The organism is Micromonospora sp. MP36, from assembly GCF_008119785.1.
GTDB lineage: Bacteria > Actinomycetota > Actinomycetes > Mycobacteriales > Micromonosporaceae > Micromonospora.
Genome location: NZ_VSFA01000159.1, coordinates 1 through 11,908, shown reverse-complemented (window position 1 = coordinate 11,908; position 11,908 = coordinate 1). Strand labels below are relative to the sequence as shown.

Here is an 11,908-nt window from a genome sequence, read left to right as displayed (position 1 = left end):
AGCCACGCGGAGCCGCCCTGGGCGCAGGATTCCACTTCCACGCCCACGCGACCCCACCACGGTGGGAAACGATCCCGGAAACACAATCCGACTCAGGATCACTAAGCTGATCAGGGACGCTAGGACCGCGCCGTCTCCCGCCGGAGAGCGCGAGCGAGCCGGCGCACCGCCTCGTCCATGAGATCGGGTGGGGCCGCGGCGCAGGTCAGGCGCAGGTGCGGCGCCGGCGGCTCGGCCGCATACCAGGGGCGGCCGGGGAAGACGACGACGCCCTCGGCGGCAGCCGCGGCGGCCACCGCGACGTCGTCGGCGCCGTCGGGCAGCCGGACCCACAGGTGCAGGCCACCGCGGGGGACCGCCGGTGGGACGAGTCCCGGCAGGTGCCGGCGCAGCGCGGCCAGCAGCGCCTCGCGCCGGGCCCGCAGCGCGGTACGCAGGCCGCGACGGTGCCGCGTCCAGGCCGGCGCGGTGACGAACTCCAGCGCGGCCTGCTGCAGCGGCCCGGCGACGAAGAAGTCGTCGAGCAACCGGGCCGAACGCAGCCGGGCGCCGGCCGGACCCCGGGCACCGATCGCGGCGACCCGCAGGCCGGGTGCGGCGGACTTGGTCAGTGAGCGCAGATAGATGACATGCCCGTCCGGGTCGTCGGCGGCCAACGGCGGCGGGGCCGCCGCGTCGACGGTGAGGTCCCGACCGTAGTCGTCCTCGATCAGGAACGCCCCGGCCTCGCGTACGGCGTCGCCGACCGCAGCCCGGCGGTGAGCCGCCAGTGTCGCACCGGTCGGGTTGGCGTAGAGCGGCTGACAGTAGAACAGTCGCGCGCCGGTACGGGCGAACGCGGCGGCGAGCAGGTCGGGCCGTACGCCGTCGGCGTCGGCGGGCACCGGCACGACCCGCAGCCCGGCCGCCCGGGCGGCGGCCAGGGCGCCCAGGTAGGTCGGCGACTCGACGAGCACGGTGTCGCCGGGCGCGGTGAGCGCCCGCAACGCCGTCGACAGCGCGGCCTGACCGCCGGGGCAGATCACCATGTCGTCGGCGCGCAGCCCGGTCCCGGCCTCGCGGGCGAACCAGGCGCGCAGATCCGCACGCCCCTCGACCGGTCCCCGCTGCCACGACGCGGGCTGCCGGGCAGCGCGGGTGAGCGCCGCGCCCAGCGCGGCGGCCGGCTGCAGATCCGCGTCCAGGTAGCCGCCGGACAGCGGGATCGCCCCTGCCGGCGGTAACGCCAGCATCGCCTGCATCTCCTCCCCGCCTGGCCGGCCGGGGCCGAGCGCGACGGTCTGCCAGGACAGGTCGGGGGCGCGTCGCTCATCCGGCGGGGCGGCCACGAAGGTGCCCCGGCCGGATCGGGTCTCGACCAGCCCCTGCGCCACCAACTGCCGGATCGCCTCGGCGACGGTGACCGGCGAGGCCTGGTGCCGGGCGGTCAACTCGCGGACCGAGGGCAGCCGGGTGCCGGGATCCGCGGCCGCCACGAGCCCACGCAGATCTTGGATAACGCGCTCGGCTGCATTACCGTAACTCATGAAGGATCAAAGTAGCGCTACTACCGCCAGCACGGTAACAGCGCACCGGATCATCGGCCTCACCCTCGGCGCGCTGGGGGTGCTCGCCTTCAGCATGTCGCTGCCCGCCACCCGCGTCGCCGTCCAGCAACTCGGCCCCTGGTTCGTCGCCTTCGGTCGAGCCACCGGCGCCGCGCTGCTGGCCTGGGCGTACCTGCGCCTCACCGGCGCGCCCCGACCCACCCGCGACCAATGGCGGCGGCTGTCGATCGTCGCCCTCGGCGTCGTCGTTGGTTTCCCGCTGTTCACCTCGCTGGCCCTCATCACCCAGACCTCCGCGCACGGCGCGGTCGTCATCACCGTGCTGCCCGCCACGACCGCCGTGTTCGCGGTGCTGCGGGCCGGCGAACGCCCGCCGCCGCTGTTCTGGGCCGCGAGCGCCGGCGGGCTGCTGGCCGTGCTCACCTTCCTCGGCGCCAGCGGCGCCGTCCACGGCGCCCTGTCCCTGGCCGACCTGTCCCTGCTCGCGGCGGTCGCGCTCTGCGGCCTCGGGTACGCCGAAGGCGGCGCGCTCGCCCGCGAACTCGGCGGCGCCCGGACCATCTGTTGGGCGCTGCTGCTCTCGCTGCCCGTCACCGCGCCCATCACGGCCGTCGCCGCCGTGGCCGACCCCCCGCACGCCGACGCCGCCGCCTGGTCGGCGTTCGGCTACCTCACCGCGGTGTCCATGTTCCTGGGCTTCTTCGCCTGGTACGCGGGCCTGGCCCGGGGCGGCATCGCGCAGGTCGGCCAGATCCAGCTCGCCCAACCGGTGCTCACCCTGGTCTGGTCGGCGCTGCTGCTCGGCGAGAGCGTCACCCCGGCCTCGATCGCGGCGGCGCTGGTGGTGCTGGCCTGCGTCGTTCTGACCCAACGCACCCGCCACCGCGCCCCGACCCCCGCGGTCGCAAAGACCTGACCACCGACGGCCAGGCGGGGGAGAAGAACCGTGAAGGCGGAGTCCGCCACAACGGGCGCCGCGAGCGGATCACAGAGCGGCGCAGCCGGGCGACCACCGGGAGGAACCAGACACACGCCCGGGTGGAACGTTGGGCAAACCCCGCCGCCACGTGGCACGATCACGCAGGTGAGCAGCCGACCCGACCTCACGCAGCACCTGCGCGACCTCGCACTGTTGCGTCGCGTCCGCGACCGGATCGACCGCGAGTACGCGCAGCCGCTGAACGTCGAGGCGCTCGCCCGCGGCGTGCACATGTCGGCCGGACACCTCAGCCGCCAGTTCCGCCTCGCCTACGGCGAGTCGCCGTACTCCTACCTGATGACCCGGCGCATCGAGCGCGCCATGGCGCTGCTGCGCCGCGGCGACCTCAGCGTCACCGAGGTCTGCTTCGCGGTCGGCTGTTCGTCCCTGGGCACCTTCAGCACCCGCTTCACCGAGCTGGTCGGCGTGCCCCCGAGCACCTACCGCACCCAAACCGCCCACGTGACGGCGGAGATGCCACCGTGCCTCGCCAAACAGGTGACCAGACCGATCAGGAATCGAGAAGCCCCCGTCACGGAGCCGCACCTAGCCTGACAGCCATGGACATCAGCATCCACTACGCCTTCCTCCCGCACACCGACGCCGACGCCGCCCTGGCCTTCTACCGCGACACCCTCGGCTTCGAGCTACGCAACGACGTCGGCTACGGCGGCATGCGCTGGCTCACCGTCGGTCCCCCCAACCAGCCGGGCACATCCATCGTCCTGCACCCACCGGCCACCGACCCCGGCATCACCGACGACGAGCGCCGCACCATCCTCGAACTGATCGCCAAGGGCAGCTACACCGCCATCACCCTGGCCACCCACGACCTCGACGGCGTCTTCGACCGGCTGCAGGCCAGCGGCGCCGACGTCGTCCAGGAGCCCACCGAGCAGCCGTACGGCGTCCGCGACTGCGCCTTCCGCGATCCCACCGGCAACCTGATCCGCATCAACCAGCTGCGCTGAAACCATCCGGCCGACACCACCCGCCCACTGACCCGGACGCGAGGCGCCGCCGGTGGCCACGCCGACGGACAACTGATGGAGACACGATGACCACCGCCCCGAGGACCGACACCCGATCGCCCGCGCCGCACGACGCCGACAGCCACGACCTGATCCGCGTGCACGGCGCGCGCGAGAACAACCTCAAGGACGTCAACGTCGAAATCCCGAAGCGCCGGCTGACGGTCTTCACCGGCGTCTCCGGCTCCGGCAAAAGCTCACTGGTGTTCGGCACGATCGCCGCGGAGTCGCAGCGGCTGATCAACGAGACCTACAGCACCTTCGTGCAGGGCTTCATGCCGACGCTCGCCCGCCCCGAGGTCGACGTGCTCGAAGGGCTGACCACCGCGATCATCGTCGACCAGGAGCGGATGGGCGCCAACCCCCGCTCCACCGTCGGCACCGTCACCGACGCCAACGCGATGCTGCGTATCCTCTTCAGCCGACTGGGGCAGCCACACATCGGCTCGCCCCAGGCCTTCTCCTTCAACGTGGCCTCGGTCAGCGGCAAGGGCGCGGTCACCATCGAGCGCGGTGGCGGCAAGACGGTCGAGCGCCGCAGCTTCAGCATCACCGGCGGCATGTGCCCCCGCTGCGAAGGCATGGGCCGGATCTCCGACATCGACCTGTCCCAGCTCTACGACGACTCCAAATCGCTCAACGAAGGCGCGCTCACCATCCCCGGCTACAGCATGGACGGCTGGTACGGCCGCATCTTCACCGGCTGCGGCTTCTTCGACCCGGACAAGCCGATCCGCAAGTACACCAAGAAGGAGCTCCACGACCTCCTCCACAAGGAACCGACCAAGGTCAAGGTCGACGGCATCAACCTCACCTACGAGGGGCTGATCCCGAAGCTGCAGAAGTCGATGCTGTCCAAGGACCGCGAGGCGCTGCAGCCGCACATCCGGGCGTTCGTGGACCGCGCGGTCACCTTCACCACCTGCCCCGACTGCGGCGGCACCCGGCTCAGCGAAGCCGCCCGATCCTCGAAGATCAACGGGACCAGCATCGCCGACGCCTGCGCGATGCAGATCAGCGACCTGGCCGCCTGGCTCCGCGAACTCGACGAGCCGTCGGTGGCGCCGCTGCTCACCGCGCTGCAGCACACCCTCGACTCGTTCGTGAAGATCGGGCTGGGCTACCTCTCGCTCGACCGGTCCTCCGGCACGCTCTCCGGCGGCGAGTCGCAGCGCGTGAAGATGATCCGCCACCTCGGCTCGTCGCTCACCGACGTCACCTACGTGTTCGACGAGCCGACGATCGGGCTGCACCCGCACGACATCCAGCGCATGAACGACCTGCTGCTCCAGTTGCGGAACAAGGGCAACACCGTGCTGGTCGTCGAACACAAGCCGGAGACCATCGCGATCGCCGACCACGTCGTCGACCTTGGCCCCGCCGCCGGCGTCGGCGGCGGCGAGGTGGTGTTCGAGGGCACCGTCGACGGGCTGCGTGCCAGCGGCACCCTCACGGGCCGCCATCTGGACGACCGGGCGTCCCTGAAGCCGTCGGTACGGACCCCGTCGGGCATGCTCCCCGTACGCGGCGCCAGCACCCACAACCTGCGCGACGTCGACGTCGACATCCCGCTCGGCGTGCTGGTCGTGGTGACCGGCGTGGCCGGATCGGGCAAGAGCTCGCTCATCCACGGCTCGGTGTCCGGCCGAGAGGGCGTCGTGTCGGTCGACCAGGGCGCGATCAAGGGCTCGCGGCGGAGCAACCCGGCAACGTACACCGGACTGCTCGACCCGATCCGCAAGGCGTTCGCGAAGGCCAACGGCGTGAAGCCCGCACTGTTCAGCGCCAACTCCGAGGGCGCCTGCCCCACCTGCAACGGCGCCGGCGTCATCTACACCGACCTGGCGATCATGGCCGGCGTCGCCACCATCTGCGAGGAGTGTGAGGGGAAGCGGTTCCAGGCATCGGTGCTGGAGTACCACCTCGGCGGCCGCGACATCAGCGAGGTGCTCGCGATGTCGGTGACCGAGGCCGAGGAGTTCTTCGGCGCCGGCGAGGCCCGCACCCCGGCCGCGCACGCCATCCTCAACCGGCTCGCCGACGTCGGACTCGGCTATCTCATCCTAGGCCAGCCGCTCACCACGCTCTCCGGCGGCGAGCGGCAGCGGCTCAAGCTGGCCACCCACATGGCCGAGAAGGGCGGCGTCTACGTCCTCGACGAGCCGACCACCGGCCTGCACCTCGCCGACGTGGAGCATCTGCTCGGCCTGCTCGACCGGCTCGTCGACTCCGGCAAGTCGGTCATCGTCATCGAGCACCACCAGGCCGTCATGGCACACGCCGACTGGATCATCGACCTCGGCCCCGGCGCCGGCCACGACGGCGGCCGGATCGTCTTCGAGGGCGCCCCCGCCGACCTCGTCGCCGCCCGCTCCACCCTCACCGGCGAGCACCTCGCGGCCTACGTCGGCGCCTGACGGGGACTCCCGGCACCTCGCGTGGCGCTCGATCAGCACGGGGGAGCAGCACCGCTGACGCCCGTTCGGGACGTCGTGTGTGCGCCTACCAAGGCGGCTCGTCAGTACACGAGCCGCCTTGGTAGGCGCTCGCCTTCAGTGCCCGCATCAACTGGCGCCCCGGGCAGGGCTCACCGTCCGCGCCAGCAGAGAAAATCCTCACCATCGCGTCGTGGGCGAGGGGAGACCGGCCACGGGCGGAGATTGGCGACAACGAATACCCGCGGTGGCGCCCGGCTGGTTGATCGATAGGGATTCCCCCGATTCACCAGCGACGGATACCGAATAGCGTCGATGCGCCGCCACGGGGGCGGTGAGCACGACCATCAATCGAAGGGTGTCCGATGACCTTGAAGAGACGCTTCGCCGCCGGGACCGCGGCGACGCTCACGTCGCTGGTCGGTTCGGTGTTCCTCATCAGCGGCCCGGCCAGCGCGAACATCTGCTCGGTCACTCCGAAGGCAGGGGTCAGCGCCGTCACCGTCCGGAACGACAAGACCACGTCCGCCTCGGCCGCTGGCACGCTCAATGCGGGCCAGTACATTCGCTCGTCCTGCTCGAGCGAGAGCGGCGGGTACTACACCGCCTGCGGCGCGACCACCGATCGTTGGATCTGGGTCGACTACGGCCTGTTCGCCAGGTACGTCGCCGCGCAGTGCGTCCGCGTCGTCGTAGACCGGGTTGGCACGTGACGATGCCCTCGGTTCGCTGAGCGCGACCGCCTGAACGCCTGCCGGCCGACCTGCCGGGTGATCGTCTCCACGCGGGCGACAACCCGGCGGGTCGGCCGGCATGTGCACTGCAACGGCACCGTCGTGGCGGCCCACGGAACGCCCAGGATGCGGGGGAGAGCGTGTCGCGTCTGGACAGGCTGATGCTGGTCTGGCGACGGGACAGGCACGGGCTCCGGTCGCATCGTCAACACCGGGACCGTCGATACCGCACGACATCTGTCGTAACGGGGGAGAGCCTCTCCACTACGGATGGTCATTGACCCACTCGATCAATATCGACCACGCTGTATCAACCATGTGTCTCTGGAGCTGACGGAGGTAGGGACATGGGAGTTGTGCGGCGACTGCTAGCCGTCGGAACTGCTGTCGGGGTCGTGATCATGAGTGCGCCCGCTTCGGCGAGCGCTACAGCGGACACACCCGGGATCGTGATCGAAAACGGTGTGACGCAACCGGTCTTCTCGTACGGCGAGGCGGTCCAGGAGGTCGTCTACGTCGAGGCGCCGATGGACAGTGACGCCGACGGCCGCCGGGATCTGATCGAGGTCGACGTGATCCGGCCAGCGGAGACCGAAGCGGGCCTGCGGGTGCCCACCATCATGGAGGCCAGCCCGTACTACGGCCGGGATCCCGGTGACCCGCTGCCAGACAAGACCCGCGGATTCCCCGGCTGGTGGGACGAGTACTTCGTCCCCCGGGGCTACGCCGTCGTCCAAGTGGAGATGCAGGGCACCGGGCGGTCCTTCGGCTGCCCGACCACCGGCGGGCCCGAGGACACGATCAGCATCAAGGCGGTCGTCGACTGGCTCAACGGCCGCGCGCCGGGCTTCCACCACGACGGCAGCGCGGCGGTCGCCGACTGGAGCACCGGGAACGTGGGGATGCAGGGCGTGTCCTACGTCGGCACCCTGCCCAACGCGGTCGCCACCCAGGGCGTACCCGGCCTGCGAACCGTGGTGCCCATCTCCGCGATCTCCAGCTGGTACCGGTACGTGAACGACCAGGGGATCGCCTGGTCGACCTGGAGCGAGAACGTCAACTCCCGGTACACCGAGTACCTCGCCGACTACGTCTCCGTCGGCCGGACGCTACCGGGTTCGGCGTCAGCGCCGGCCTGCGAGTCGGTCATCACCGGGCTCGGCGACGCCGAGGAGGCCAGCGCCTCCGACTTCACCCCGTTCTGGCAGGAACGGAACTACCTGCCCGACGCCAACAAGATCAAGACAGTGGACACGTCCGTGTTCATGGTGCACGGTCTCACCGATTTCAACGTCAAGACCATGCACTTCGCCGACCTGTGGCGTGAGGTCGAGAAGCGCCAGATGCCACGCAAGATCTGGCTCCACCGCGGCGCCCACGTGAACCCGACCAGCTTCCGGCTCACCGAGTGGCAGGCGGTCATGCACAGGTGGATGGACCACTGGCTGTACGACATCCCCAACGGGATCATGGACGAGCCGATGGCGGACATCCAGCGTCCCGATGGCACCTGGGAAACCCACTCGACCTGGCCGGACGCCAACGCCGAGAAGGTGGACCTGCGCTTCGGTCCGACGACGGCCGACGCGGCGGGCACCCTGTCGCTCAACGCGCCGAAGGGCAACCCCGCGCAGAGCTTCGTCGACCAGATCGAGTCGCAAGCCGTCAAGATCGGTAACGCCGAGCAGACCAAGCCCGGCCGGCTCGCGTACGTCACCCCTCCGCTCACTGCGGACGTACGCCTCTCCGGCACGCCGGAGCTGGCGGTCCGGATGTCGACGACGGCCGAGACGTCCCTGCTGTCGGCCCTCCTCGTCGACTACGGCCCGGGGCCGACCGTCACCGTGGCGGGCAAGGACCCGCTGGAGGTGGTGCAGGAGTCCTGCGAGCCCGAGGACCTGGCCGACCGGACCGGGTGCGCCGAACCGATGGAGGCGAGCGTCGCGATCACGCCGGAGCGCGTCCTGGCCTGGGGCCACATCGACGTGAAGAACTCGCCAGACCTTCGACGGAGCCACGCGCTGACGCCGGGCGAGGAGTACAACGTGCGGTGGAAGACCCTCCCGTCCGAGCACGTCATCCCGGCCGGACACCGGATCGGCGTCGTCATCACCGGCAACTACAACGCGAACCCGACGTCCAACCGCCCGGCGCGCGACGCGGCCGCGGTGGGCAGCCAGGTCACCGTGTACCTGAATGGCAGCACCCTGACGCTTCCCGTCGTGGGGGGCACGGGCCGCCTGGGCTTCTGACCAGGAGGTCCCGTTGTTGACTGCCTGAACGAGCGGGCGGCCCCTCACCAGGGCTTGCGAGGTGAGGGACCGCCCGCCAGGTGACGCGTCAGGCCGCCCAGCCCGCGTGTGGGCAACGTCCGCCAGCGTTGAGAGTGGCCCAGGGCGAATGAGAAGTGACGGCTCAGGTCCCGTTTGACCTGGCCCAACGTCAGATTCGATAATGTACATTATGTCAAGTTGACTGTTCGGGCCGCTCATCCGAAGGGGGCAGGTCCAGCGGCGCGGTGACCGCGAGGCTCCGGTCGACCGCCGCCACGAGCGAGCCGGCACGCGACCCGAGCCCGCTGCTGCGGGCCCAGTCGTCGAGGCGGGCCAGGAAGCCGGTCAGGTCGCGCTGCACGCCCACGAGCAGTTCGGCCAGGCGTACGCGCGACAGGTCGACGTATGCGCCGGTGTGGCGGGCGGCGTCCTGCCACACCCGTAGCCGGTCGTCGAGCGCCTCGATCTCCGGGCTCGGGTCGTGACCCAGCCATGGTGAGCCGCCGGCGAGGGCCAGCGTCCATTCCCGCCAGTCCTCCAGCCCCGCGCAGCAGCCCGGCAGTACGGTCACCCCAGTGGCGGTGTCCGTGAGATGCAGCCCGCCGGCGACCACCAGCCGGTCCTCGCGTAGCACGGCGTCCACCGCCTCGGCCCTGCCGCCGGCCGGGTCCATGTCAAGACCGTCCGCGAGGGTCGCGACGAACAGGCCCGCCTCCTCCGGCGTACCGCCGGCATGCAGCGCCAGCCAGGCGCCCGCCGTCGGCGCCCCCACCGGCCACGCCGGCGTCTCATCGAATGCGGGAACCTCGACAACAGCGCGCAGGGTGATCACGTCAGTCAGTGAATCAGGCTGCCCCGCTCCCCCTGCCGGGGCGTGACCGGAACGCGAAAATCATGCATAATGTGCCTTATGCATGACAAACCGGACGAGTCGGTAGGGCTACTGATCGAGGAGTTCCTGACCGCCCGGGCCACCCGCAAGCCCTCCCCCCACACCCTGGCGGCGTACCGGCGGGACCTCACCACCGTCGCGGCCCTGGTCGGCGAGGACGAGGCCACTCCCCTCCCCCTCGATCAACTGCCGATCACCACCCTCTCCCCCCGCGTGATGCGGGCGGCGTTCGCCCGGTTCGCCGCCCCGCGCGCCGCCGCCTCCGTACACCGGGCCTGGTCCACCTGGAACAGCTTCTTCACGTTCCTGGTGGCGGAGGGGGTCGTACCGGGAAATCCGATGCCGGCGGTGGGGCGGCCCCGCACCCCGCTCCCCCAGCCCAAGCCGCTGCGCGGCGAGGACACCCCGGAGGAACTCCTCACGGCGGTGGCCCGGGACCACGGCCGGCAGCGCGACCCGTGGCCGGAGCGCGACCTGGCCGTGCTTTCCCTGGCGCTGTGTGCCGGGCTGCGCCTGTCGGAGCTGCTGGCGTTGCGGGTGGCGTCGCTGGCCGGGCGGCCCGGCGAGCGGCGGGTGGACGTGGCGGGCAAGGGCGGGCGCCCGCGGACGGTGCCGATCGAGGCGGGTCTGGACCGGGTGCTGGCGGACTACCTGGACAGTCGGCGGCGCCGGTTCGGCGCGCGCAACGTGCGGCCGGACTCGGCGTTGCTGGTGGATCGGCGGGGTGAGCCGTTGCGCCGGGGTGGGCTGCAGTATCTGGTGGAGTCCTGTTACCGGCGGGCCGGTATCGGTGACCGGGTGCCGCGGGGGGCGCGGTTGCACGCGTTGCGGCACACGTTCGCGACTCGGTTGGCGGAGGACGGGGCGAGCGCGGCGGAGATCATGCGGTTGCTGGGGCATGCGTCGTTGGCGTCGTCGCAGACGTACATCGAGGTGACGGCGGGTCAGCAGCGGGCGGCGGTGCGGTCGAACCGGACGAATCGCGCGTTGGTGGCGCTGGTGGGTGATCGAGGTGTCGATGCGGGGTGAGGTTCGCCTGTTCGGGGTGTGGTCGGGCGTGGGGGCGTGATGCTGCAGCTATGCGTGACGTAGCTGATGTCCCGATCGTGGGTGGGCCGGCCGACGGGCGTACCGCGACGGTGGAGCTGGACGATCGCGGGGACCCGCCGGCCGAGTTGCACCCGGGTGAGGTCGACGTGGTCGGTGACGGCCTGTACGTGCGGGAGCCGGTGGTCGGTGCGGGGCCGCCGTGGACGTACCACTGGCAGGCGACCGCCTGACCGGGCGGTCGGGGGCGGGCGTGGTGTTCGTCTCGCCGGTCAGGTGGCGGTGGCGGGGTTCTGACGGGTCCGGCGCGTGCGGATCGCGGTGGCGGTGGTGACGGCGAACGCGCCGAGCAGTGCCAGCGCGGTGGCGGGGGCGAGCGCGGCCCAGGGGGCGCGTTCGACGTAGGGCATGGCCTCGGCGAGCAGGAGTCCCCATTCGGGGGTGGGTGGTTGGGCGCCGAGCCCGACGAAGCCGAGGGAGGCGATCGCCAGTGCGATGCCGGGCAGGCGTAGGACGGCGTGGCGGGTGACCAGGGGCAGCACCCCGGGCAGCACGTGGGTGCGGAGGATGCGGGTGGGGCTGGCTCCGAGCATCCGGCTGGCCTGTACGTGGCCGCTGCCGTGTTCCTCGCGGACGAGGGCCGCGGTGTGGGCGGCCAGGGGTGCCCAGGCGGTGGCGGCGACGGCGATGGCGGCGCCGGCGGTGCTGGGCCCGAGCGCCGCGGCGACCAGCAGTCCGGCGATTACGGGTGGCAGGGTGTTGGCGACCTCGATGGCGCCGGTGGACAGTCGTGGGAGCAGGCCGGCGGCCAGGCCGGTGAGCAGGGCGGCGGCGCCGACGGCGGTGGCGGTGCCGAAGGTGTGCAGGGCGCCGTGGCCGAGGCGGGCGAGGACGTCGCGGCCGAGCGCGTCGTGGCCGAATGGGGCGTCGAGGGTGGGCCCGGCCAGTCGGAGGTGCAGGTCGACGGCGG

General features: G+C 71.5%; 11 protein-coding genes. 8 read left to right on the top strand and 3 right to left on the bottom strand.

Annotated features, from left to right (window positions below; translation table 11 throughout):
- Window positions 1-119 precede the first annotated feature (119 nt).
- Window positions 120-1,526, bottom strand: a complete 1,407-nt coding sequence (locus tag FXF52_RS38490; RefSeq protein WP_148804596.1) for a PLP-dependent aminotransferase family protein — start codon at window positions 1,524-1,526, stop codon at window positions 120-122.
- Here FXF52_RS38490 and FXF52_RS38485 point away from each other — a divergent pair.
- From FXF52_RS38485 to FXF52_RS38460, 6 genes are all read left to right on the top strand, one after another.
- Window positions 1,525-2,463, top strand: coding sequence for a DMT family transporter (locus tag FXF52_RS38485; RefSeq protein ID WP_148804595.1), 939 nt, complete (start codon window positions 1,525-1,527; stop codon window positions 2,461-2,463). The two genes, FXF52_RS38490 and FXF52_RS38485, sit on opposite strands and share 2 nt — an antisense overlap.
- Window positions 2,464-2,631: 168 nt before the next feature.
- Entirely contained in the window at window positions 2,632-3,081 is a 450-nt protein-coding gene (locus FXF52_RS38480) for a helix-turn-helix transcriptional regulator (protein ID WP_148804594.1), read from the top strand.
- Between the two features lie 5 nt (window positions 3,082-3,086).
- Complete coding sequence (locus FXF52_RS38475; protein WP_148804593.1) at window positions 3,087-3,497, top strand: VOC family protein; 411 nt, start codon at window positions 3,087-3,089, stop codon at window positions 3,495-3,497.
- 86 nt (window positions 3,498-3,583) lie between these two features.
- The gene (locus FXF52_RS38470) at window positions 3,584-5,974 is read left to right on the top strand and encodes an excinuclease ABC subunit UvrA (RefSeq protein ID WP_148804592.1); all 2,391 of its coding nucleotides are present in this window, start codon (window positions 3,584-3,586) and stop codon (window positions 5,972-5,974) included.
- Window positions 5,975-6,357: 383 nt separating this feature from the next.
- Window positions 6,358-6,705: a hypothetical protein gene (locus FXF52_RS38465; protein WP_148804591.1), complete on the top strand. Its 348-nt coding sequence runs from the start codon at window positions 6,358-6,360 to the stop codon at window positions 6,703-6,705.
- A gap of 470 nt (window positions 6,706-7,175) precedes the next feature.
- Entirely contained in the window at window positions 7,176-8,978 is a 1,803-nt protein-coding gene (locus FXF52_RS38460) for a CocE/NonD family hydrolase (protein ID WP_187413968.1), read from the top strand.
- A 214-nt stretch (window positions 8,979-9,192) separates the two neighbouring features.
- Here FXF52_RS38460 and FXF52_RS38455 read toward each other — a convergent pair whose 3' ends face one another.
- Window positions 9,193-9,831, bottom strand: a complete 639-nt coding sequence (locus FXF52_RS38455) for a hypothetical protein (protein ID WP_255472826.1) — start codon at window positions 9,829-9,831, stop codon at window positions 9,193-9,195.
- 78 nt (window positions 9,832-9,909) lie between these two features.
- Here FXF52_RS38455 and FXF52_RS38450 point away from each other — a divergent pair, with 78 nt between their 5' ends.
- A complete protein-coding gene (locus FXF52_RS38450) occupies window positions 9,910-10,920 on the top strand; it encodes a tyrosine-type recombinase/integrase (protein WP_148804588.1) in 1,011 nt (336 codons plus the stop codon).
- A 50-nt stretch (window positions 10,921-10,970) separates the two neighbouring features.
- Window positions 10,971-11,171 carry a hypothetical protein gene (locus tag FXF52_RS38445; protein WP_148804587.1) on the top strand — a complete coding sequence of 67 codons (201 nt, stop codon included), beginning with the start codon at window positions 10,971-10,973 and terminating at the stop codon, window positions 11,169-11,171.
- A gap of 39 nt (window positions 11,172-11,210) precedes the next feature.
- Here the strand turns inward: FXF52_RS38445 and FXF52_RS38440 are convergent.
- A partial coding sequence (locus FXF52_RS38440; protein WP_148804586.1) for an ABC transporter permease subunit occupies window positions 11,211-11,908 on the bottom strand: 698 nt, incomplete at its 5' end.